At 61.1% G+C, this 23699-nt stretch carries 19 protein-coding genes; 9 read left to right on the top strand and 10 right to left on the bottom strand.

Annotation, left to right across the window (positions count from 1 at the left end):
* Window positions 1-407 precede the first annotated feature (407 nt).
* Window positions 408-1343 (bottom strand): hypothetical protein, encoded by a 936-nt coding sequence (locus tag FHS83_RS09910; protein WP_167082804.1) that lies wholly within the window; start codon window positions 1341-1343, stop codon window positions 408-410.
* Window positions 1344-1503: 160 nt separating this feature from the next.
* Between FHS83_RS09910 and FHS83_RS09915 the strand changes: the two genes are divergently transcribed.
* Window positions 1504-2199 carry a rhomboid family intramembrane serine protease gene (locus FHS83_RS09915; RefSeq protein WP_167082805.1) on the top strand — a complete coding sequence of 232 codons (696 nt, stop codon included), beginning with the start codon at window positions 1504-1506 and terminating at the stop codon, window positions 2197-2199.
* A gap of 99 nt (window positions 2200-2298) precedes the next feature.
* Window positions 2299-2988 (top strand): PAS domain-containing protein, encoded by a 690-nt coding sequence (locus FHS83_RS09920; protein WP_167082806.1) that lies wholly within the window; start codon window positions 2299-2301, stop codon window positions 2986-2988.
* A gap of 92 nt (window positions 2989-3080) precedes the next feature.
* Here FHS83_RS09920 and FHS83_RS09925 read toward each other — a convergent pair whose 3' ends face one another.
* Together FHS83_RS09925 and FHS83_RS09930 are read right to left on the bottom strand one after the other, a co-directional pair.
* The gene (locus tag FHS83_RS09925) at window positions 3081-3425 is read right to left on the bottom strand and encodes a hypothetical protein (RefSeq protein WP_167082807.1); all 345 of its coding nucleotides are present in this window, start codon (window positions 3423-3425) and stop codon (window positions 3081-3083) included.
* 140 nt (window positions 3426-3565) lie between these two features.
* Window positions 3566-4183: a hypothetical protein gene (locus FHS83_RS09930; RefSeq protein WP_167082808.1), complete on the bottom strand. Its 618-nt coding sequence runs from the start codon at window positions 4181-4183 to the stop codon at window positions 3566-3568.
* Window positions 4184-4364: 181 nt separating this feature from the next.
* On the opposite strand from FHS83_RS09930, the gene FHS83_RS09935 reads away from it, so the two are divergent.
* Complete coding sequence (locus FHS83_RS09935) at window positions 4365-5009, top strand: PilZ domain-containing protein (protein ID WP_167082809.1); 645 nt, start codon at window positions 4365-4367, stop codon at window positions 5007-5009.
* Here the strand turns inward: FHS83_RS09935 and FHS83_RS09940 are convergent.
* The 4 genes from FHS83_RS09940 to FHS83_RS09955 form a co-directional block, all read right to left on the bottom strand.
* On the bottom strand, window positions 5006-5362 hold the full coding sequence (locus tag FHS83_RS09940; RefSeq protein ID WP_167082810.1) for an MmcQ/YjbR family DNA-binding protein: 357 nt from the start codon (window positions 5360-5362) through the stop codon (window positions 5006-5008). The genes FHS83_RS09935 and FHS83_RS09940 overlap by 4 nt on opposite strands.
* Window positions 5363-5366: 4 nt before the next feature.
* On the bottom strand, window positions 5367-5708 hold the full coding sequence (locus FHS83_RS09945; RefSeq protein ID WP_167082811.1) for a YkvA family protein: 342 nt from the start codon (window positions 5706-5708) through the stop codon (window positions 5367-5369).
* Window positions 5709-5801: 93 nt separating this feature from the next.
* A complete protein-coding gene (locus FHS83_RS09950) occupies window positions 5802-10571 on the bottom strand; it encodes an NAD-glutamate dehydrogenase (protein WP_167082812.1) in 4770 nt (1589 codons plus the stop codon).
* Window positions 10572-10637: 66 nt separating this feature from the next.
* The gene (locus FHS83_RS09955) at window positions 10638-11312 is read right to left on the bottom strand and encodes a hypothetical protein (RefSeq protein WP_167082813.1); all 675 of its coding nucleotides are present in this window, start codon (window positions 11310-11312) and stop codon (window positions 10638-10640) included.
* Between the two features lie 254 nt (window positions 11313-11566).
* Here FHS83_RS09955 and FHS83_RS09960 point away from each other — a divergent pair, with 254 nt between their 5' ends.
* Entirely contained in the window at window positions 11567-11989 is a 423-nt protein-coding gene (locus FHS83_RS09960; protein WP_167082814.1) for a cupin domain-containing protein, read from the top strand.
* Window positions 11990-12055: 66 nt separating this feature from the next.
* Here FHS83_RS09960 and FHS83_RS09965 read toward each other — a convergent pair whose 3' ends face one another.
* A complete protein-coding gene (locus FHS83_RS09965; protein ID WP_208414420.1) occupies window positions 12056-13612 on the bottom strand; it encodes a tryptophan 7-halogenase in 1557 nt (518 codons plus the stop codon).
* Window positions 13613-13879: 267 nt separating this feature from the next.
* Here FHS83_RS09965 and FHS83_RS09970 point away from each other — a divergent pair, with 267 nt between their 5' ends.
* Window positions 13880-15160 carry a cation:proton antiporter gene (locus FHS83_RS09970; RefSeq protein WP_167082816.1) on the top strand — a complete coding sequence of 427 codons (1281 nt, stop codon included), beginning with the start codon at window positions 13880-13882 and terminating at the stop codon, window positions 15158-15160.
* 84 nt (window positions 15161-15244) lie between these two features.
* Here the strand turns inward: FHS83_RS09970 and FHS83_RS09975 are convergent, their stop codons facing one another.
* Complete coding sequence (locus tag FHS83_RS09975) at window positions 15245-15985, bottom strand: DUF4908 domain-containing protein (protein WP_167082817.1); 741 nt, start codon at window positions 15983-15985, stop codon at window positions 15245-15247.
* A gap of 365 nt (window positions 15986-16350) precedes the next feature.
* Between FHS83_RS09975 and acnA the strand changes: the two genes are divergently transcribed.
* The 4 genes from acnA to FHS83_RS09995 all read left to right on the top strand — a co-directional run bounded on the left by acnA (window position 16351) and on the right by FHS83_RS09995 (window position 22873).
* Window positions 16351-19050, top strand: a complete 2700-nt coding sequence (gene acnA, locus FHS83_RS09980) for an aconitate hydratase AcnA (protein WP_167082818.1) — start codon at window positions 16351-16353, stop codon at window positions 19048-19050.
* Window positions 19051-19268: 218 nt separating this feature from the next.
* A complete protein-coding gene (locus tag FHS83_RS09985) occupies window positions 19269-20093 on the top strand; it encodes a DUF1223 domain-containing protein (protein ID WP_167082819.1) in 825 nt (274 codons plus the stop codon).
* 90 nt (window positions 20094-20183) lie between these two features.
* Complete coding sequence (locus FHS83_RS09990; protein WP_167082820.1) at window positions 20184-20765, top strand: hypothetical protein; 582 nt, start codon at window positions 20184-20186, stop codon at window positions 20763-20765.
* Window positions 20766-21169: 404 nt separating this feature from the next.
* The gene (locus FHS83_RS09995) at window positions 21170-22873 is read left to right on the top strand and encodes an EAL domain-containing protein (RefSeq protein ID WP_167082821.1); all 1704 of its coding nucleotides are present in this window, start codon (window positions 21170-21172) and stop codon (window positions 22871-22873) included.
* A 5-nt stretch (window positions 22874-22878) separates the two neighbouring features.
* Here the strand turns inward: FHS83_RS09995 and phaR are convergent, their stop codons facing one another.
* Window positions 22879-23451 (bottom strand): polyhydroxyalkanoate synthesis repressor PhaR, encoded by a 573-nt coding sequence (gene phaR, locus FHS83_RS10000; protein WP_208414429.1) that lies wholly within the window; start codon window positions 23449-23451, stop codon window positions 22879-22881.
* Between the last annotated feature and the right edge of the window lie 248 nt (window positions 23452-23699).

Raw genomic sequence — 23699 nt, forward strand, 5'->3', positions numbered from 1 at the left:
ATGGCTGACGCAGTTGGTATCTTATTGAAAAAATTCCATGTGCCCTCAACCACCGTGGTGCGGCATGCCTCGCCCCGAACGCGCTGGTTTGTGCCGTTCGTCTCACGCGGCCCGTTCAGCCCGGTTAAGTCGGCGGCACGTACCGTGTCGCAGGGCGGGCGCTAAGTCATTGTGACTTGAAACCCGGGCAGCGGCTTCCCACCTTTAAGGGTGCTCTTTGACCGCGTTGGAAAATGCATATCGCTTGCGCTGACGCGCGCGAGGCGCTCTGGCGGCGCCCTTCTTTCAGCCCGTTTCTGAATTCGGCTCAGCGGGTTAGCGGAAAAATCGGGGATTTGAATTCGTGTTTTTGAGAGAGGGGGTACTCCCCCCTCCCATTTCCCTCAGCACAATTATATTGCTAAAACTTACCTGTCTCCGACGCCGCCGCTCAGCGACAGGCCGTTCAGCTCGATTTCGCGGGCGCTTGCCGCGCGGGTTTGGGTTTTGCTTGGCACGCAGACTTTGGTGCGGAAGCTGAAGAAGAGATCGCCCGAGCCCCAGCGCCTGAGATTGCTGCGTTCGGTGCAATCCTTCACCGCCACTTTCGGGGTGCATTTCAGCATGCCGTCCTTGAAGTGGCTTAAGGCTTCATTGGCGCCGCATTCCAAAACCTGGCCGCTCGCATAGGTGCCGGCTAAGCCCTGGTCGGTCTGCAGGACATCGCCCAGCGTGACTTTCAGATGGGCGCCGGGAATGCAGCGCAAGACTTCGCCTTCCAGCCCGCTATCGACCCAGGTCTCGCCCACCATATGGGAGGCGGGAAATTCGCGTCCATCAAAGCCGACGCAGACCGCATGCACCGATTTGACCAGGGTGGCTTCCTGCATCTCGCACTGGCTGCTCGCCTGGGGCACTGCATTGATCACGCCGATCTCGCCGCCACCGCGATTGACGGTGACGTATTCGCTGTAGCCGCCGCCGCCATAGATCACGATGTTATTGCTGACCGAGGCGCTGGCGCTCGCCGCTGCGCTGGCATAGGCGGCTGCCCAAGCCGCGGCGTCCGCGCCGCCGCCCTTGTTGATGACGATGGATTTGTTGATCTCGATATTCTTATTGATGGTGATGTTCTTGGAGGCGTCGATGGTTTTGTTGATCGTTACCGGCTTATAGATATTGACGTCCTTGTTGATCGTGACCGGCTTATTGATCGTGATCGGCTTGTTGATGGTGATGCCGCCGCCGATGGGATTGCCGCCATGCGCAGGCGGCGGGGTATCGCAGGCCTCAGCCGCCGGAATAAGCGTCAAGGCAGAGGAAACCACCAGCGCGGTTGCCAACTTTAAAGCCTTCGGCGACATGCTATAGCTCCATTCCCTCCACGCGCCTTTGCGTGGAATATCGCCGCTACCGCTTCACGAATTATGCCAACGCAACTGCCAGCCTTGCCTTGCGAAAGCCGTCTTTGATGGGTCAAATCGGGACAGTATCTGCGCGCGCAGGGCGGGCAGGGGGAGCTTCATGATCCCGATATCGGACGATAATCCCACGCGGATCACGCCCCTGGTCACTTGGGCGCTGATTTTGGCCTGCGTCGGGGTCTATCTCTGGCAGCTGCAGCTGCAAGGCGATGCTTTCGGGGATTCGCTGGTTCAGTACGGCTTCATCCCGTCCCATTTGATGTCGCCCCAATTCGAGGCGAGCCCTTCGGCCATGGCGACCATCTTCACCGCCATGTTCCTGCATGGGGGCTTTCTGCATCTGGCCGGCAACATGCTCTACCTCTGGATCTTCGGGAATAATATCGAAGAGGCGATGGGGCATGTGCGCTTCCTGCTCTTCTACCTTTTGGCGGGATTGGCGGCGGCGCTGACCATGGCCTTTATGGATCCCTTGTCGATCCGTCCCATGGTGGGGGCGTCGGGGGCTATTTCGGGGGTTTTAGGCGCCTATATGCTGCTTTACCCGCGCGCCAAGGTAACGGTGCTCGTCCCGCTTCTGATCATCCTTTACCCCTTCCGGGTGAATGCGATGTGGGTGGTGGGTGTGTGGTTCGCCATGCAGCTTCTGGCGCTGACCGGGCCCGATACCTCAGGCATCGCCTGGTGGGCGCATTTGGGCGGGTTCGGGGCCGGTATCGCGCTCACCCCCTTCCTGAAATCCTCCGGCGTGCCGTTTTTTGGGCCCCGCACGCCCCGCGGCCCCTGGAGCCGGTAAGCATCTTACAAACTGGCACGGCTTTCGCTCTGTGCCCCTTCAAGCGGCGAGGTGGTGTTCCGAACTGGGAACAGCCCGTCTGCAAGAAGGCAGCGTCAGATGAAGCACAAGAACAGCCATTTGCTGGTGGGATATTGGTCCAGGCTCCGCGCCGGGCAGGACGTGCCCGATCAGGCCGATATCGATCCACGCGCGATCAAGCGCCTGCTGCCCTATGTTTTCATCCTGGAAGCTACCAATCCCCTGCGTCCGGTTTATCGTCTGGCGGGCACCGCGCTCTGCGAGCGTTTCGGTTTCGAGTTGAAAGGCACCGGCTTTCTCGGCCAGTGGGAGGCGCAATCCTCGCTCGCCCTGAGCTCGCTTCTGCAGCAGGCGCTCACCTTGAAGCAGCCGGTTTGCCTCTCCTCCATCGCCGCGACCGCTGATTGCGGCATGGTCGAACTCGAAACGGTGCTCCTGCCTGTAAAATTCAGTGACACCACGCCGACCCGCTTTGTCGGCATGGTCAATATCCTCTCCGATATCACGCAGCTTTTCGGCCGCCCCATCGCTTATCAGCGCCTCGCTGCTTCCGAGGTGATCCGCGAGGATGGCGCCGAAGCTCCCCGCCAGGGCCTGCCGCCGATGGTGCCACCGCAGGTCATGCCGCCTTCGCTGCGCAGCCATCCCAAGGCCCCGCATTTGCGTCTGGTGGTCAGCCAAGACCGCCCCGCCGTGATGAACTTCGATGCCGGTTCGGCGATAGGCCGGCTGTTTCAGGTGTTTGGCCCAGAACGGGCGGGCGCCTGATCCCATCGCCAAGACTTGGTATGCCCCATGGTATGGGGACGCATAAGAGCAACTAAGGCCGGGGTTGACCCCGGCCTCTTTCTTTTGAAGCTCTATTTTTCCCCGCCATCGGTGACACCTGGCGGCTTTTGCACCGTGGAATCAGGGCGTTTATCGACCGGATCATTGCGCAGGATGTTCTCGTCGAAGCGCAGCGTGCTGTCCTGCTGCTTCAGATAGGGAATTTCATAACGCTCGATGGTGTGGCGATAGGCTTCGAACTTTGCCAGATCGTCCGGGTTGCGCTTATCGCAGCGCTGCCAGGCGATGTGTGCGATTTCGGTACACCAGATATCGAAATCCACCGACTTCACGGGGTAGCGCATGGTCTGCGCCGAAGCGCTCGAAAGACCGAGCAAGAGGCCAATGGCCGCGGTGGCGAGGACGATCTTTCTCATGTGGTTAAGCTTACGCCCGCGCGCCTTCCAGCGGAAGGTGCTGCGGGTGACATCGCCCGAATTTCGAGGCTCTGAATTGTAAAATCCTATGACAGAGAGAAGCGCCTTGGTCAGTAACGACCAACCAAGGCTGTGGCCTCTTACGGCCGCTCGCTGTCGTCCATGGTCTCGTCGGTCGGACGTCTGCCAGCTTTCTTGCGCGCTTCAGCTTCCTTGGCGCGCTGGGCCACCACAGGGGCGACTTCGGCTTCCAGGCGGGGCAGGGTGACCTCGAAGGATTTGCGGCAGGCGTCCGCCGCCCCGCGCAAGCTCGCGACGGTGGCGTTCAGATGCCAGCAATCCCAATCGGCCTGGGCGCGGGCGGCATCGCGGGGGAAAACCTCGCGGCCCACCACCATGGCACGGACCAGCCGGTCGCGCATTTCATGGGTCTTGATGTCGAGCGAGGGCTCCGGATCGACGACTTCGTCGCGGGTCAGCTTCATCGCCTTGTCGGCATAGGCATTGGCCAGGTTGGCCGTCGAATCGTCGGTTTTGGCCAGGGAAAGGGAGGCTTCCTGGTCAAAGGTGCCGTATTGGGCCTGCCCGACCTGGCCAAAAGACCGGGCGAGGAAGGCGTAATTCTTGTAGAGCGCGTTCTGATAGGGATCGGTCGGCGGCGTGGCCGACTCAAGGTCGTCGAGCGGGCTGAAATTGACACAACCGGCCAAAGCCGCCGCCAGCACCAGCAGTGGCCTTGCATCAATTCTCTTCGCCATAAAACGTCTCTCCGGGGAAAACAGCGGCATCCTATACCGTGTTGCGGGGCGGGGGTTAAGCTGTTGTTTACGCCGCAGCATTCACCATATTGACGTGAAAGCAAGCTCCGGGCGCATTAGCGATCCGTTATGATATCACCTGCAAACTGGCAAGATGGCAGGTCAGGGTGAGGAGGGGCGCGTGTCCGCCCAGGCACCGGTAGCAAATTCCGAGACGGATTCCGTTGTGGCCCGCGCCAAAGCGGACCGGCGGCGCTTTAGGCGCGTGCGGGTGGATTTGCCGGGAAAACTCTTCATTCCGGCGACTGCCCAGGAATATTCCTGCACCGTGGTTGACCTTTCCCCGGGCGGGGCCAGCATCGCCTGCGACGTCGAGCTGATGGCCGACACCCAGATCGTGCTCTACGCCAATACCTTCGGCCGCTTCGAGGGGCTGGTGGTGCGCAAGGACGGGCCGCGTTTCGGGGTGCGGTTTCTCTCCACCGCCTTGAAGCGGGAGCGCACTGCCGAGCAGCTCACGCTCTATATGAACCGCTCGCTCCTGGCCGAGGCGGATTTGCGCCGTGACGACCGCACCCCGACCAAGGGGCTGACCCGGTTCGTCCGTCATGACGGCCAGATTGTATCCTGCGAAGTGCTCGACCTTTCCATGAGCGGGATTTCGGTGAAGACCGACGCCCGCCCCGCCGTGGGCGAGTTCATTCTGATCGGTCAGCTTGCCGGTCGGGTGGCGCGCCATCATGAGAACGGCATCGGCATCGAATTCGTCGGCACCGCCAACAACAGCGCAGAACGGCTGCGCGACAAGATCGCGATCGCCCGTTAAAGCGCGAGGCCCAACTCCGCTCGTTTCTTCTTGGAGAGCCCGGCCGCGATCAGGCCATGCGCGCGGGTGAGATAGGCCTTCAGCTCCTTAGCCCCCATGAGGTCCAGCTTGTCGAGCTGTATCCAGTGCGATTTGGCCAGATAGGGCGCAGGCGCGATGCCATCTTGCTGCGTCAGGATATGAAAGCTGTCATCGCTGACCTTGAAGGCGAGCGTTTGCGGGCGTTCTTCCATCGGCGAAAGCAGGGCAAACATTTTGCCGCCAACCTTGAACACATGCACGCCGCCCCATTGCACCACCGAACTCGTGGCCGGCAAGGAAAGGCAGAAGCGTTCGATCTCGGCATAACGCATGGCGTCACTCCGCCAGGGGCGGCAGGCCGAGCGCGGCGCGTGCCTTCTGGCGGTGCTCGGAACGGATATGGCGTGCGACCAGTGCAATCACGCCCGCCAGCACGGCGGCGTCGTCGGTATAGCCGAGCCCGGCGATGAAATCGGGAATGGCGTCGAAAGGGACTACGAAATAGGCGAGCGCCGCCAAGAGCATGCCGCGTACCCGCGAAGGCGTTTCGGGGTCGAAGGCACAGTAATAGGCTGCGGCCAGATCTTCAGCGAAGGGAATATGCCCGGCGACTTTGAGCAGCTTCTTCCAGAAGCCGGTTGTAACGGTTTTCTCGTTTGCGGAGAGCGCGTTTGCCATGGCCCATTCTCGGCAAGGCTGCGCGCCAGCGCAACTGACAAAAAAGAAGGGGCGCCCGGATTTGAGCGCCCCTTACAGAAGATGTTTCTGGCTTTAGCGCGCGGCCAGCTCGTGAATCTGGCTTCCGGCCAAAGTCAGCCGTGCCACAGTCGCTTCGCCCGCCGAATCCAGCGCGGCGAGGAAGGATGTTGCCCGTGCCAAGGCCTCGCTATGGGTTTCAGCCCAGCGTGCCACGGCTTCCACGCCTGCCGCACGTCCTTTGCCTTCGGTCATGCCTTTGAGGGCTGCCGCGGCGAGGGCCCGTTGTCCGGCGAAGAGATCGTCGACAATGCGGCGGATGGCGAGGCGATCCCAATGTTCCCCACCGGTCAGGCGGCTCGCCTTGCCGCGCAGCTTGTCGAGGCCGACCGTCTTGCCGATGGCGAAATAAGCCCCCGCCACCAGATCGAGATCGAGCCCTTGCGCATTCGCAAGCACGGCGATCTCCGGCAAGCCCGCGATGATCGAGAGCACGGCCGCATCCTCAGCCACATCATGCGGCGCGCCGCCTGCTTCAAGCTCGGCGATACGCGCTTGCGTGTCCTCGGCCTCATAGGGTGAAACCAAGGTCGAGAAGGTGCCCCGCAGGTTTTCCGCGGCCCCACGATAAAGCGTCACCGCTTCGGCCAGATCGGCGCTCGGCGCAAGATTGGTGATGAACCACAGGCCCAAGCGGCGCAGAAGTTCGGTGATGGCGACATACATGCTGGTCTGCAGCTTGGTGTCCATCTTGCGGTCGAGCGCGTCGATGCGCTGTTTCAACACCGTCAGACCAAAGGCACCATCGGCCACCGCAAAGGCGCGCACCACGCGGGCGTCAGGTGTGCCGGACATTTCCTTCATGCGGGCGACGAACAAGGGACCTGCGAGATTGACGACGCGATTGGCGATCACATCTGTGATGATTTCGCGTTTCAGGCGATGGCGGGAAAGCTCATCCTTAAAGCGTTCGGCCACTTCCGGGGGGAAGTACGCAGGCAAAGCGCGGGCGAAATAAGGATCGTCCGGCAGATCGGAGGCGATCAGCTCCGCTTTCAGGTCGAGCTTGGCATAGGCGAGCAGCACGGCGATTTCTGGCCGCGTCAGGCCTTTGCCAGCCTGGGCCCGCCGGCGCAGTTCGGCGTCATCGGGCAGGAACTCCACCGCGCGATCGAGCCGCCCGCGCTTTTCAAGGTCACGCATATAGCGGCCATAAGCATCGATATCACGCGCGCCGCGGGCTTCGGCCACTGTGAGCGCCAGGGTCTGATCGTAATTATCCTTCAGCACCAGACGGGCAACTTCATCGGTCATTTCGGCGAGAAGCACATCGCGCTGCTCGGCGGTGATTTCTCCACGCCGCAGCGGCCCGCCCAGAAGGATTTTCAGATTGACCTCATGGTCGGAGGTGTCGACACCGGCTGAATTGTCGATGGCATCGGTGTTGATGCGTCCGCCGCGATGCGCATATTCGATACGCCCAAGCTGGGTGAAGCCGAGATTAGCGCCTTCGCCCACGACCTTCACCCGCAACTCTTGCCCGTTGATGCGGATAGCATCATTGGCGCGGTCGCCCGCTTCGCTATGGGTCTGGGTGGCAGCCTTGACGTAGGTGCCGATACCGCCGAGCCAGAGAAGATCGACCTCCGCTTTCAGAAGCGCCTTGATCACTTCGTTTGGCGTCGCCGTATCCTTCGAAAGTCCGGTGATGACTTTCATCTCGGGGGAAAGCGGCACTTCTTTCAGTGTGCGGGCGAATACGCCACCGCCTTGGCTGATGAGCGTCGTATCATAATCGGCCCAAGAGGACCGCGGTAGATCGAACAGGCGTTTGCGCTCCGCCCAGGCTTTGGCCGCATCGGGATTGGGATCGATGAAGATATGGCGGTGATCGAAAGCCGCCACCAGCCGCATGCATTTTGACAAAAGCGCGCCATTGCCGAAGACGTCGCCCGACATGTCGCCGACGCCAACCGCGGTGAAGGGCTCGCTCTGAACATCGCGGCCAAGCTCGCGGAAATGGCGTTTCACCGCTTCCCAGGCGCCGCGCGCGGTGATGCCCATCTTCTTATGGTCATAGCCATGGCTACCACCGGAAGCAAAGGCGTCGCCCAGCCAGAAGCCGCGTTCTTCGGCAATGCCATTGGCGATATCGGAAAAGGTTGCCGTGCCTTTGTCGGCAGCCACCACCAGATAAGGATCGTCTTCGTCGCGGCGCACTACCAACTCAGGCGGGACCACGCTGCCATCGGGATTGAGATTGTCGGTCACATCCAACAGCGCATGGATGAAGGTCTTGTAGGCCGCGATGCCCGTCGACATGGTTTCTTCGCGATTGGGGTTGGGCGGCATTTGCTTGGGATAGAAGCCGCCCTTGGAGCCTACCGGCACGATGCAGGCGTTCTTCACCTGTTGGGCTTTTACTAGGCCTAGGACTTCGGTGCGGAAGTCTTCCTTGCGGTCGCTCCAGCGCAGGCCGCCGCGCGCCACCTTGCCGAAGCGCAGATGCACGCCTTCGACTTGCGGCGAATAGACAAAGATTTCCACCAGCGGGCGCGGCTGCGGCAGCTCATCGAGCTTGGATGAGGCGAGCTTGATGGAGAGGTAGGGTTTGGGCCGCCCGTCGGCTCCACGCTGATAGAAGTTCGTGCGCAGGACATTGGCGATGACATTGAAGAGGCGGCGCAGGATGCGATCGTCATCGAGGCTCTGCACATCATGCAGCGCGGCTTCGATCTTGTCGTGGAAGGCTTTCTCGATCTCGGCATCGGCATGTTCGGGCGAGAGGCGGGCATGGAAAAGCCCCACCAGCATCCGCGCGATATCGGGATTACGGCAGAGGGCGTGCTCCATGTAATCCTGGCTGAAGGGGATCGCCGCTTGGCGCAGGAATTTGGCCGCAGCGCGCAAGATGGTGATATCGCGCCAGGCAAGGCCTGCGGCGATGATCAGTCGGTTGAAACCATCGCTTTCGGCCTGGCCGGCCGCAACGGCATGGAAGGCGGCTTCCAGAAGCGGCTTGATCGCGGGCACATCGGCGACGGCCTGATCGGCGCGCTCCATCACGAAGTCGAGCATGAAGGCCTCGCCCGCTTCGAAATAATGCGGATAGGCATCTTCTGCGATGACATTGAGGCCGAAATTCTCGAAGACCGGCAAAGAGACGCTTAAGGGGAGTGCTGGTCCGAGACCGAAGAGCTTGATGCGCAGCCTTTGTTTGCTTTCGTCCTTCTTCTGGCTGACGCGCGCCTCGATGGCGGGCTTGCGGCCGGACTTCGCGAGGTTTTCAAGGGTTGCGATATCCTCGGCCCCTTCTTCGGGGCCGAAGGCATCGCGGTAGCGCAAGGAAATGCCGGAGATTGTCCCGGCGAAACGCTGATGGCCCTCGATGTCGCCATAGCGCGCGCGCAACTCCTCCAGATAACCGTCTTCCCAGGTGCGCACCGCAAGGCTCATCTTTTCCTCGATGGCGGCGATGTCGAGATTTTGCGGTACGCCATTATCGAGGCTGATGGCATAGACAATGCGGGCGAGCACCGATCCCGAAAGGCTCGGCTCGGAGGCCATCGGCTCGCCGCCCAGTGCGCGCGCCAGGATCGCCTGCAGCTTCTCATGCACCATACCGTCATAGCGCTCGCGGGGAACGAACACGATTGCCGCCGCAAACCGCTCGAAGCGGTCGAAGCGCAAGAACAGCTTCAGCTTGGGCCGCTCGTTGAGGCGCAGCATGCCGCGCGCGGTGGTGTAAAGCTCGTCCTGCGAAATCTGGAACAGCTCGTCGCGCGGGAAACTATCGATGATATGGGCGAGCGATTTGCCGTCATGGCTGCCGGGCGGAAATCCGGCCCTCGTCATCACGCTTTCGGTCTTGAAGCGCAGCAGCGGGATATCACGCGGGGTGAGGTTATAGGCGCCGGCCGTGAAGAGGCCGACGAAACGGCGCTCACCGATGAAGCGACCCTCGCTATCGAAGCGCTTGACCCCGATGTAATCCATCGCGACACGGCGGTGGACCAGACTCTTCATATTGGATTTGGTGATGATGAGCGGCGAGGGTTCGAGCAGGAACTGCTTCAGCGAGGCCGAGATGGTGAAGTCATCTGCGGTATAGCGCACCACGCGCGCGGAGCGGTCGGACAAGACGCCCAGGCCGGAGCCGTCAATCGGGGCCAGTGCGGCATGGCCGTTTTCGTCATAGCGATAATCGCGGCAGCCCAGGAAGGTGAAATGGTTGTCGGCCAGCCATTCCAGGAAGGCGATGGCTTCGCTCACCTCTTGGGCGGGGGCACGCGAGGGCGCCGATTTCAACTCGTCCAGCGCATCGGCAAGGCGATCCTGCATCGGATGCCAATCGCGCACCGCAAGGCGCACTTGCGTGAAAATCTGCTCTGCGCTGGCGATCAACGCGTCTCGGTATTCCACGCCGACGATAAGGTCGAGCACGATGATGATGATCGAGGTCGGCTTGCCCGCGATGGTCATGATCGGATGAAAGACCGCGCGGACCGAATGGCCTTGGCTCGCCACCCCCGCCATCAGGGAGTCGAAGAGGAACGGCGCGTCATCATTGATGGCGACCAGGACCGTCTCTTTGGTCTTATAGACGGGGTCTTTCTCGGCCGGATCGATCAGCGCGACGAGGCTTTCTTTTTCGCGCGGTTCCGTTTTGGCGAGGACCTGTTTGGCCAGCGCGACGAGTTCTTCGGGCTGAAAACGTTCTAGATCTTCACTCGCCGCATTCCGCGTCAGGGCCTCAAGGAAGCGCTTGAGAGCGTCATTGTCGCCGGCATGTTCGAGGCAGCGAGAGAGAAAGGCTTGGTTCGTTGGGGAAGCGGCACGCGCCATGGCAACCTGTTCGAAGCATTTGCTTCGCCCAGTCTAAGCCGTGAAGATAAATGAATACAGAAGCGCTTACGGGAGCGAGAGCATGGCAGGCTTGCTTTGCGTGCCTGTCAGACGTTCATACAAAGCGGCTGCCCCAGCGATGGTCGCACCCAATACGAGAGTTGAGAGGCTCAGCCAAATCCCGCCTGCATAAGGCTTCAAAAGACAGGCTGCTGCCGAAAGCAAGGTGGTCGGCGCAAGAAACAGCATCAGAGCCGCGCGGTCCCGCAACAAATACGCGATAGCAAGCGCCGGAACCGCCGTGAAGGTCAACGCCGCCACTGCAGGCGTTCCAACGGGCAAGGCCAAAAATGCGCCAGAGCCCCAGGCGAAGCCGGCGAAAAGAAGGATCGCGCTGAGATCTTTGGCAAAAGTTTTGAGGCTTTCGCGTTCGAAGGGCTGGCGCATGGCGTGGCGATAGGCGGCCAGGATGGCGATCGATACCGCGCACACAAATCCGCACCACAGAAGTTGCGGCGCCGCGCTGACCTCTACCGAGAGGCCGATGGTCAACACGCAGAGGATCGGCAGGGTCATGCCTGCATACATGCTGCGCCCGAGAATATTGGCGAGACGTGCCGTCTCTTCCGCCTCGGCATGCAGTGTTTTCAGCTTGGCGATGGCATGGCCGCGCAGTTCCGGCTTGGCGGTCTTCTTCTGCTGTTCCGCTGAGGTGGGGAACAGTTTTAAGATTGCGACCATCTGGCCCTCCACCGCGGGGAATGTCCTGGCGCTAGCCTCGATTGAGACGATTAAAATTCGCTTAATAGGGCCCTATTAACTGATTCGGCCCGTCAAGATGACAGTTTCTTTGCAGGGTTGTTCCCGCTTCAGCCGATCTATGGCGCCGCGGTGTCCCGGAAGCTGGCGTTGATGCGGAAAAAAGGTATACGGCGAGAGCCTTTAACCGCCGGTCCCTAAGAGGTGAGGCGGGGCGATACGTAGGAGTACTGACAATGACCGAAGCTGACCGTCTCATCGCCGAGCTTGGGCTTCAGCCGCATCCCGAAGGCGGCCACTACCGTCAAATCTTCAAAGATGAGCCGGGGCCGGACGGGCGCGCGCGCTCGACCGCGATCTATTACCTTTTGAAAGCTGGAGAGGTCTCGCGTCCGCACCGCATCGATGCTGTCGAGATCTGGCATTATTATCGCGGCGCCCCGCTCGAGCTGTCGATCAAGCCGGAAGGCGGCGAGCTGATCCATCACCGTCTCGGGGCCGATATCGAAGCTGGTGAGCGTCCGCAGATCGTTGTGCCGCCCCATGGCTGGCAGGCGGCCCGCTCGCTTGGCGATTATACCCTTGTGGGCTGCACGGTTGCGCCAGGCTTCCTCTTTGAAACCTTCGAAATGGCCCCGCCGGAGTTTGAACTGAAATAGTTTTTTTAGTTCGTCATGGCCGGGCTCCGACCCGGCCATCTCGCAACGAGAGTCTGGATGGCCGGGTCAAGCCCGGCCATGACGGTTTGAGATCACCGTCACCCCTGTTGCCACATTGGCTTGCAGATTGGCGGCACAATGTGTGTCGATGAAGGCTTGGTGGCTTGGCATGGCTTCGGCGGCGCGTGCCACCACAGTCTTTATATCTGCGAGATTGGCGAGGATCTTCTCAGGGTCGAGACTATCGACCAGGGGATCATATTTACGCGGGCGCATGCCTTGGCCGATCATCACGAACAGCCAGCTCTGCACGGGGAAGAGTTCGGTATCCTCGCGCAGGATGCGGCCATGGCTGAGGAAGAGATCGGCTTTCTCGGCAAGGCTGTCCGGGAAGGCTATGGAGCGACAATGCTCCCAGAACGGCCCTTCGCGCATCGTCTGGGTGTAGTGCAGCAGAAGAAAATCGCGCACCCGCGAAAACTCGAAATCCAAAATCTTATTATAGCGATCGATATCGGCCTGTTCAAAATCGCGGTCGGGAAAGAATTTGAGCAGCATCGCGATGCCGCGCTGGATGAGATGGATACTGGTGGATTCCAACGGCTCGAGGAAACCCGCCGACAGGCCTAGCGCGACGCAATTCTTCTCCCAGATTTTTTTGCGCTTGCCGGTGACAAAGCGTTGGGGCAGGGGCTCGGAAATCACTTTGCCATCGAGATTTTTGAACAGCTCGGCATGGGCATCGTCATCGCGCATAAAGCCGCTGCAATAGACGAGCCCATTGCCGATGCGATGCTGCAAGGGGATGCGCCACTGCCAACCTGCCTCGCGCGCTGTGGAAAGGGTGAACGGCGCAGGCGGTCCGGTGCGTTCGGTCGCCACCGCGAGCGCGCGATCACACGGCAGCCAGCAGCGCCAATCCTCATAGCCCGCCTTCAAGGTCTCTTCGATCAAAAGCCCGCGAAAGCCACTGCAATCCAGGAAGAGATCGCCTTCTATCTTCTCTCCGTTCTCTAACACCAACGCGTCAATGAAGCCGTCATCATGCTGTTTCACCTCGCGTACCATGCCTTCGTGGCGCACGACCCCGCGCGCTTCGGCAAAGACGCGCAGATAGCGTGCGAACTCCGTGGCATCGAAATGTAGGGCATAGGTGATCTTGTTGAGCGGTGTGTTGGGGGCATGCACGGGGCGCATGAATTTGCCTTCGCGCGCCGCCACGGCCTGCATGGAATATTCCTCCAGCCGGTCCGCTTTTCCCTCCAGCATCATCTTCAGCCAATAGGAAGAGAACGCGATGGAGCCCATGCCGAAACCGGTCGGCCCGAAGGGATGAAAATAGAAGGAGCCCTTCTTGGTCCAATCGCGAAAGCCGATGCCGAGTTTAAAGGTGGCTTTCAGGCGGGCGACGATTTCGTCCTCGTCGATCCCCAGGACGCGCAAAAAATCCATGATCGGCGGAATGGTGGCTTCGCCCACCCCCACCGTGCCGATGCGTTCGGATTCGATCAGGGTGATGGCGACGCCCAAAGGGCCCAGGAATTTGGAAAGGCTGGCGGCCGCCATCCATCCGGCGGTACCGCCGCCCAGGATCACCACCCTCTGGATAGGCTTGCCTGACACCGAAATGGCCCCTGAGATCACAGCCGCCATCTTAACGAAGATGCGCGGTTCCGCGAGCGGGTTGTATTTTTATAATTGCAGTAATTCTAAATCGTGTTCTATAAAGGTCGAGTGGACGCGCGCTCGAGGGCCGCGACGCGACAATCGGAAAAATTCGGGCGGGGAAACCCGCGAAACACGCATGCGGCTCCGTATGAAGGCGGCGCTGCGTGAGGAACCAATCGCGCTGGCCTCTACAGGCGAGGAAGGCGCGCCGGGGGGAAGAGTATGCATTCGTCGGTTCACGCCACAGAAAATCTTCTGTTTTTGACGCTGTTGCAGTTGATCGTGATGGTCCTGGCAGCGCGGCTCGGCAACAATTTAGCGCGGCGCTTCGGCCAGCCCGGCGCGGTCGGTGAGATCGTCGCTGGGCTAATGCTGGGTCCCTCCTTATTCGGGCATTTCATGCCGGAGGCCTCGCTCTTTTTATTCGGCGCCAAGGCGTCCACGCCCATCACCATCATCAGCCAGATCGGGCTGGTGCTGTTGATGTTTCAGATCGGTATGGATTTCGAATTCGGCCATCTCTCGCAGCGGCGCAATCGCCATGGCTCGCTCGGCATCACGGTGGCCTCGATCAGCGTGCCTTTCGCGCTTGGCTTTGCCTTGGGCCAATTGTCTGCGCCGGTTTTTGCGCCGCATGTGGATTCGATCGCCTACAGCCTTTTCTGCGGCGTCGGGCTCGCCATCACCGCGGTGCCAATCCTGGGGCGTATCCTGAAAGAATATGAGCTCACCCGCACCGAGATTGGCGTGGTGGCGATTTCTGCGGCGGCTCTGAACGATGTGGTGGGCTGGATTTTGTTGGCGGGGATTTCGGCCTATGCCGCCGCGAAGTTTTCCCTCGACGCCATGGCGCTGCAGATCGGCGGTATCCTGCTTCTGGCCGCTTTTGCCTGGTTCGGCCTGCGCCGCGCCATCCATTGGCTCTTGGCGAAATACCCCGTGCTTGGGGGCGAGGTGCCGCCCAATCTGATGACCCTTGTCATCGCCATCACCTTCTCCATGGCTATCTGCACCTATCAGCTCGGCATTTTTGCAATCTTTGGCGGCTTCTTGGCGGGGCTCTTGTTCCACCATGACCATGCTTTTGTGGAGGCTTGGCGCCGTCAGGTCGGCCGCTTCGTGCTGGTGTTCTTCCTGCCCGTCTTCTTCACCTATACGGGCCTGCGCACCAATATTCTGGGCCTTACCACCATGGCTGATTGGGGTTGGGCATTGGCCTTTCTCGGCGCGGCGGTCTTCGGCAAGATCCTGCCGGTCTTCGCGGCGGCTAAGCTGGCCAGATTCTCGACCGGCGAATCGGCTGTCCTGGGCGCTCTGATGAACACCCGCGCCCTCATGGAACTCATTGTCCTGAATATCGGCTACGATCTGGGGCTTCTGCCACAGAATGTCTTCACCATGCTCGTCATCATGGCGGTGGTGACCACCATCATGACCGGCCCGCTTCTGCGCCTGCTCCTGCCCCGCGCCGGCTATGCCGTGCCCCAGGGGGTGGAGGCATGAGGGATGCTTACGACTGCGGCCACGGCGCGCGTGCGCCGAGAGCCAAGGGGCGCGGAGGCGCCCCGCCCGGCGACGGAGGGCTAATCAATTCGATGGTATGCCGAACATCTTGCCCAGGGCGAAGCTGATCGCCTTGGAGGAGGCGCGCCCGAAATAGCCGGTCCGGGGGTTGAAGGTGACGATCAGCACCTTATCGGCGATGCGGATATAGGGCCGGTCAGCGATCGCGATCCGCACCGCCGTCACCCGCTGGCCAAAGACGTTGCGGGCCGCGGGGTTGGCGGTGAAGCGATCAATGCCGCGGGCGGCATTTTCGAGGGTGTCATAGGCCAGCGCCCGCACGGCGCCCTCATTCAGGGTCGCCTGGTCGGCTTGGATGGAGATTTTCAGCCCGCGGGAGCTGGTCAAATGGGCGGCTTCATCGTCCGCGGCGCCCTGAATCTGCGCTACCGAGACGGCGGCCAGAACCGGAGCTGTCGAATCGCCCACCTTAGCGGTAGGCATCCCCTCGGGGTGGTCGTCAGTATAGGCGGTCATGCCGCCCCAGCCGGTGACCTGAATGGCGGTCCCCCCCGAATCAAATTGGAGTACCCGCACGCCCATGGAGCCGTAATTGGCGTAGAGCACGAAGATTTCCGGCTGCCCGACATAGCGCATCAAAAATGCGTTTTGGTAGCGATCCAGGGTAAATCGGGTATCCCCAGCCTGATAGGTTCCGGGGCTGATGTCGCTGAAGCGCAGGCCCGAATCGAACACACCTGCTTGAGCCTGCACCGCGGGTGCGCAGACCAGGAACGCGCCGAATAGGAGAGCGAACGCCCGCATCAGGTTCTTTGTCTCATCGGGGCCGCGCCCGCCCAACTCTTCCCAAACGCACAAAACTGTAACAAGCCAATTCGGGCGATTTTATGCCCGGTAGAGCCCCAAAGCACAGCCATAATCTTGGCCGGGCAGGCCATGTCAGCGCTGTCTTGCGCGACCAAATTGCCGCCGCATCGCCCGTCCGGCTTTAGGAACATCCCCTTCCGGCTTCGCTTGCGCCACCTGGGTAAATGATGCGTATACAGATGAAACTCTCCCGCAACTCTGCGGTCATTGTCCTTTGACCGTCACGCGCGCACTTGGAATCGCTTTAAATTTGCCCTAAACCAGCCATCGTTCCTTTCAAACCCTATTTAAAGGCGCCTTTCGTGAAACCCAGCCTCGACTCCTTCAAGTCCCGCCGGACCTTGTCGGTGGGCGGAAAGACCTATGTCTATTTCAGCCTCACGCAAGCGGAAAAGAACGGTCTAAAGGGCATTTCCCGTTTGCCCTATGCGATGAAGGTTCTCCTGGAGAACCTGCTCCGCCATGAGGACGGCAAGACCGTCACTGCGGACGATATTAAAGCCGTCGCGGCTTGGCTGAAGAACCGCTCTTCCGACCGCGAAATCGCCTTCCGCCCGGCGCGCGTTCTGATGCAGGATTTGACCGGTGTGCCCGCGGTGGTGGATTTGGCCGCCATGCGCGACGCGATGAAGGCCCTCGGCGGCGATCCCGCCAAGATCAACCCGCTCGCTGAAGTCGATCTCGTCATCGACCACTCGGTGATGGTCGACAATTTCGGCCAGAAGGCCTCGTTCAAGCAGAACGTTGCGATCGAATACGAACGCAACCGCGAGCGTTATGCCTTCCTGCGCTGGGGCCAGGAAGCTTTCAACAATTTCCGCGTGGTGCCGCCGGGTACCGGCATTTGCCATCAGGTGAACCTGGAATACCTCGCCCAGACCGTCTGGACCCGCAAGGGTAAGGACAAGCGCGGCCAAGCCGTCACCTATGCCTTCCCGGATACCCTGGTTGGCACCGACAGCCACACCACCATGGTCAACGGCCTTGCTGTGCTCGGCTGGGGCGTCGGCGGCATCGAAGCTGAAGCGGCCATGCTGGGCCAGCCGATCTCGATGCTGATCCCGGAAGTCGTCGGCTTCAAGCTGACCGGCAAGCTGCAGGAAGGCATCACCGCCACCGATCTGGTGCTGACGGTCACCCAAATGCTGCGCAAACAGGGCGTGGTCGGCAAATTCGTCGAATTCTATGGTCCGGGCCTGGATGAAATGGCGCTGGAAGATCGCGCCACTATCGCGAATATGGCCCCAGAATATGGCGCCACCTGCGGCTTCTTCCCGATCGACGCAGAAACCGTCGGCTATCTGAAAAATACCGGCCGCAAGCCTGCGACCGTCGCCCTGGTCGAGAAATACGCCAAGGCGCAGGGGCTTTTCCGCACCGCCAAAAGCGAAGACCCGCTCTTCACGGTCACGCTCGAGCTCGACATGTCGACGGTGGAGCCGTCGCTCGCCGGTCCCGCCCGTCCGCAGGATCGCGTACCGCTGAAGGATGCCGCGCCGGAATTCGCGAGCGCGCTCTCCACCCGCTACAAGAAGAACCCGGAAGACGCCCGCGTCGAGGTCGAAGGCCAGGATTACACCCTCGGCCATGGCGATGTGGTGATCGCGGCGATCACCTCCTGCACCAACACCTCCAATCCCTATGTGATGATCGGTGCCGGTCTGGTGGCGAAAAAGGCCGTTGAATTGGGCCTTAAGGTGAAGCCGTGGGTGAAGACCTCGCTCGCACCGGGCAGCCAGGTGGTGACCGAATATCTCGCCAAGGCGGGTGTCGATAAATTCCTCGACAAGATCGGCTTCAACCTCGTCGGTTATGGCTGCACCACCTGTATCGGCAATTCGGGCCCGCTGCCCGAGCCGGTGTCGAAGGCGATCAGCGCCAACGATCTCGCGGTCGCCTCTGTGCTTTCGGGCAACCGCAACTTCGAAGGGCGCGTGCATCAGCAGGTGCGTGCCAACTATCTCGCTTCGCCGATGCTGGTCGTCGCTTACGCGCTCGCCGGGTCGATGAACATCAACCTCACCAGCGATCCCATCGGTCTGGGCAAGGGCAAGAAGCCAGTCTTTCTGAAAGACATCTGGCCCACGACCAAGGAAATCGCCGATGCGGTGCGCAAGGCCGTGAAGCCGGTGGCGTTCAAGTCGCGCTACAAGGACGTCTTCGCGGGAGACGCCAATTGGAAGAAGGTCAAGGTCACTAAGGGCCAGACCTATTCCTGGGACCCGGCCTCCACTTACGTGAAGCATCCGCCCTATTTCGAAGGCATGGGCATGGAGCCTGCGCCGATCAGCGACATCAAGGGCGCGCGCGTCCTTGCGGTGTTCGGCGATTCCATCACCACCGACCACATCTCGCCGGCTGGCTCGATCAAGCCGACGGCGCCGGGCGGCATCTATCTGCAAGAGCACGGCATCGCGGTGAAGGATTTCAACTCCTATGGCTCGCGCCGTGGCAATCACGAGGTGATGGAACGCGGCACCTTCGCCAATATCCGCATCAAGAATGAGATGCTGGGCGGCAAGGAAGGCGGCAATACGCTCTATCAGCCGTCAGGCGAAGAAATGTCGATCTTCGATGCCGCGCTGAAGTACAAGGAAGAGGGTATTCCGGCTGTCGTGTTCGGCGGCAAGGAATATGGCACCGGCTCGTCGCGCGACTGGGCGGCGAAGGGGCCGAAGCTGCAAGGCGTGAAGGCCGTAATCGTGGAAAGCTTCGAGCGTATCCACCGCTCCAACCTCGTCGGCATGGGCATCGCGCCCTTCGTCTTCGAGGCGGGCAAGACGCGCCATGATTACAAGCTCACCGGCGAAGAGGTGATCGACATCCCCGGCCTCGCCGAGGACCTCAGCCCCCGCAAGAAGATCACCGCCACCATCCATTACAAGGATGGCACCACCGCAAAGCTGCCGCTGATCCTGATGCTGCAGACCGCCGATGAAGTGGCCTATTTCAAGAACGGCGGCATCCTGCCGTATGTCCTGCGCCAGCTCATCTCGGCGTAAGCGATAAATACATCTACGTGTTCAGAGCCCCGCGGGAGAAGTCTCGCGGGGTTTTTCTATGCGATGCCATTTTTTCGCTTACTGACTTGATGAACATTTTGTTGGATGAAAACTCCGACATTTTGCCGCTTATGACCGTCCTAGGTAGTTTTCCGCTGCGGCTCTCCTTCACCCGTAAGTGACTGGTCCGCTCCGGCCTCAGGCTTTATGGTCGGGGCATGAAATCCCTGTTGGCCGCTCTGTCATTTGTTGCTCTGGCCGCCGCCGCCGCTGTCGCGGGGCCGGTGCGCCCGGTCGTGGTCGAGGTTTACACCGCCCAGGGCTGCAACACCTGCCAGGCGTCCAACGCGATGGCGGCCAAGCTGGCGCAGAAGCCTGGGGTTTTGGTCCTTTCCTTGCCCGTGACCTATTGGGACATGTTCGGCTGGAAGGACACGCTGGCGAATGAGGACAATACCCGCCGCCAGAAAGCCTATGCTGCGGCTTTGCGCCGGGGCGGCGTCTACACGCCCCAGATGATCATCGACGGCGTGCGCGATGTGCCGGCTACCCGCGCCGATGCGGTGGGCTATGCCCTTGAGATGGCGCTGATGGCGCGAGACGAGGGGGCGCCCGCTGAAGCAGGTCCTGCCATGGTCCGTCGCGAGGGGCCTCTGGTCGCCGTGGCGGCGACGCGGGTGCGCAACTCGGGCTCGAATACCTGGTCGGTGGGGGTCAATCTTTCCAAGATGCCTGAGGGCTTGCGTGTTGCCGTCGATCGCGCGCCGGAGCGGCGCAGGCTCGATGCCACGGTCTGGCTCTTCCGTGTGAAGACCAATGCCACGGTGCGGATCACGGGCGGCGAAAGCGCGGGCCAGACCGTCGCCTATAAGAACGTGGTGACGGGCATTCAGAATCTCGGCAATTGGCATGGCGATGCCCATGCCTTCGCGGTGCCGAGCCCGGCGGGCAAGGTCGCCCCTTATGATGCCGTGGCCGTCGTGGTGCAGCAGGGCGGCTTTGGCCGCGTGGTGGGCTCCTCATTGCAGCCGATTACTTACTGAGTTTTGGCCTACTGAGCTGCAGGCCTGATGCGCGCGGCTTAAGAGGCGCGCCTGCCTTCGTTTAGAAGCGGCCTTCGTCTAAAATCACGCATGGCCGGATTCTCTGTCGCCCTTTTCCTTGGTGTTGCCGCTGCGTGGGTTGTGGCCGCGGGCGCGCGCCGGTTGGCGCGGTCTTACTTGCGGCTAGCGGCGGTGCTCTATGCGGCCCTGGCGGCATCCGAGGGTTTCGCGTTTTGGCCAGAGGCGGTGATGGCAATGGTGTTGTCGGCGGGGGCGGCCTCGCTCGCCATGGCCTCCTATGGCGGCTTTCGCCGCGCGCCGCGCATCTTTTCCGCTGCCATGGGACTCGCGGGCTCGGGGCTTGCCGGGCTCACCGCCTTCCTGGTGGGCCTGCCGGTGCTCGCAGCCGTGCCGCAGGTGACGAGCGCCGCGCTTATCGCGGTCTTCGCTTGGTGGCCCCTATGGCAGGGCCGCCGCTCGGGCGTCTATCTGATGCTTTGCGGCCTCGCGCTGATCGGGGCGGCGGCCTGCTCCCTGGCGCCCGGGCCGCTGGCCAAAAACGGGCTTCTGCTTTTTGCGGCGGCCGCCGTCTTAGGCGCCGCGCTGGCCTCAAATCTTTTTGTCGAGGAAGAGGGGAAGCGGCGTACGGGGTTGCCGGTAGATCACCGCTGAGTCGGGGGCGGTGTGCGGGCAATAAACCTGGCCCATCACCTGCGCCACAAATTGCGGGGTCAGGCGCGGACCGTCCCAAAACGGATCAGAATCTTGTGTGCCGGATTGGGACGATTTGCGCCGCTCGATGGGGGTGCAGATCCATGCCGGCGGCTCTCTGCGATCGTCGTGTTTACTATCGAAATCCGCCCTTGGCCTGACTTTTTCGACGGCATGCACGGAGATTTCTTCGCGTCTTTCCGCGAAACTCCGAACAAGTGGATATGGTCCAATGGCCGTCATAACCACTTGTTTAGGCAAAGCGTGGGCCGCCCCTTTGGGGAGCGGGCCAAGCCGGATCGGTTACGGGTTTTTTAAGGCGAGACCCTCATGATCGCTGCTCAAAGCCGCACAAAGCGGCGTGAGTGGTGGATGTGTTGGAACAGTCGCTTCAGAAGAAGCCTGGGGAGCCTCTTCATTCCCTGCGGACGGTCCAGGATACCGAACGGCTGAAATTGGCCGTCACGGGCGCTGGCACCCTGCTGTTTGATTGGACGGTGTCCGACGACAGCATCGTGTGGGATGGAGCCGTGGATCAGCTCCCGCCGCAGCTTGCGGGGAACGGCAGTTATGGCCGCCAGTTTCTGGCTGCGGTCGATGCCGATTCACGCCGCCGCTTTACCGAGCTTTTGAACAGCCGTTCGAAGGAACAGACGAGCTTCGAAGTCGAAGCGGAACTGCCCTCGGCGATGGGCACGGTGTGGTTCGTGCTGCTGGGCTCGCGCATCGCAGGCGCCGATGGCGCGACCGAGCGCCTGGTGGGCGTCATGCGCGACATCACCGAGCGCAAGCACCAGTACAATCGCCTGAACTATCTGGCGACGCGCGACGAGCTGACCGGCCATCTCAACCGCAATTCCTTGCGCGCTGAACTTGCCGAAGCCATCGCCGCCGCCCAGACGCAGGAGCGCCATTGCGGCTTTCTCGTGGCTTCCATCGATCGTCTGGCGATGATCAACGATTCCTATGGCTTTGATGCTGCCGACGAGGTGATCGTGGCGGTGGGTGAGCGGCTTGCCCGCTCCTTGCGCGGCTCCGATGTGATCGGGCGCACCGCGGGCAATAAATTCGGCGTGGTCCTTAAGAACTGCACTGAAGCCGATATCGGCATTGTCGCCGACCGGCTGCGCGCGGTGGTGCGCAATGATGTGGTGGAGACCCGCGCGGGGCGTGTCGCCGTGACCTCTTCTGTCGGCGCGGTGTGGCTGCCCGGCAGTGCCTCCTCAAGCCAGGAAGCGATGCTGCGTGCCGAGGAAGCCCTCGAACGCGCCCGCGGCCGCGGCCGTGATGGCTTCTGCATCTATCACCGCTCCGAATTGCGCGAAGGGGCGCGCCTGCGCCTTATGCATGTGGCTGATGAGGTAGTGGCGGCGCTGAAGGATGATCGCTTGGTCTTCGCCTATCAGCCCATCATCGACGCCAACTCGCGCAAGATTGTCGAATATGAATGCCTCTTACGGATGCAGCGTTTGGACGGCACGATAGCGCCTGCGGGGCATTTCATTCCCGCCGCAGAGCAGCTTGGGCTGGCGCGGCTGGTGGACCGCCGGGCGCTCGAAATGTGCATCGCCACGCTTCAGGAGCACCCCGAGGTGCATCTCAGCGTCAACGTCTCCGGCACGACGGCGCAGGATTCGGCCTTCCTTCTTTCCTTCGTCGATTATGTGAAGCAGCATTCCGAAGTCGCCCATCGCCTGGTGGTGGAACTCACCGAAACCGCGGCGCTGCATCATTTCGAGGAGAATGCGCAATTCGTTTCGCGTCTGCGCGAGATGGGCTGCCGTGTTGCCATCGATGATTTCGGTGCCGGCTATACCTCGTTCCGTAACCTGCAAATGCTCAGGGTCGACAAGGTAAAGATCGACGGCTCTTATGTGGCGCAGCTCTCAAGCTCGCCGGAAAATCAGGTCTTCGTGCGCACGCTGGTGGACCTTGCCAAGAACTTCAACCTCAAAACCACCGCCGAATGGGTGGGGTCAGAGGAAGAAGCGCAGCTCCTGCAAAGCTTCGGCGTGGATTGCTTCCAAGGCTTCTTCTTCGGCGAGCCGCTGCTCAAGCCGAAGTGGTGAGAAGCCTATTTGCGCTGACTTAATTCCAGCAATTGGCGGCGCATTTCCTCAATCTCGCTTTTGAGCTCGGAAAGATCGCTTGGCGCCGGTTGCGCCGGGGCGGGCGGGGCCGGTTCGTCCACCACGCGCGGGGTGAACATGGTCACGGCACGCTCGAAAGCGGCCATATTCTGCTTGGCCAGGGCTTCCATCGCATCCTTGCCGCCGCCGAAGACATGGGCGATACGGCGGCGCATTTCGTCTTCATTGCGTACGAAGCCGTCCATGGAGAGATCCAGGAAGCCCGGCACAAAGGCCTGCATGGGATCGCCATAAAAGCGGATGAGCTGGCGCAGGAAATTGATCGGCAGGAGGTTTTGCCCCTTGGCTTCTTCCTCGAAGATGATCTGGGTCAGGACCGAGCGGGTGATATCCTCGCCGGTGCGCGCATCCTGCACTTCGAACGAAACGCCCTGTTTGACCATCTGGGCGAGATGGTCGAGTGTCACATAACTTGAGCTTTCGGTATTGTAGAGCCGCCGGTTCGCGTATTTCTTGATGACGACCGGGGCTTCCGTCCGCTTCAGATCTTCCGCCACGCGTGTTCCCACTTAACTCTGCCTCTTTCCGGGCATTTGGCTATGCCTAAGCCAAACCTTTCTTTGGCCCCCCTGTCCAGACCTTTTGCGCAAGTGCGAAATGAGCTGCCGCGCAAATAGCCAGATAAGTGCCTGAGATTGCCTGAGATTTTCCCGGGCCGCAAGCCGCTTCGCAACCGCGGCAATTTTGGTACAGGATTTTGAGGTTTTCCGCCCTGTACCGGCCGGTCACATTTGCGTGGCCGGAC

This window comes from Rhizomicrobium palustre (assembly GCF_011761565.1).
Taxonomy (GTDB): Bacteria; Pseudomonadota; Alphaproteobacteria; order Micropepsales; family Micropepsaceae; genus Rhizomicrobium; species Rhizomicrobium palustre.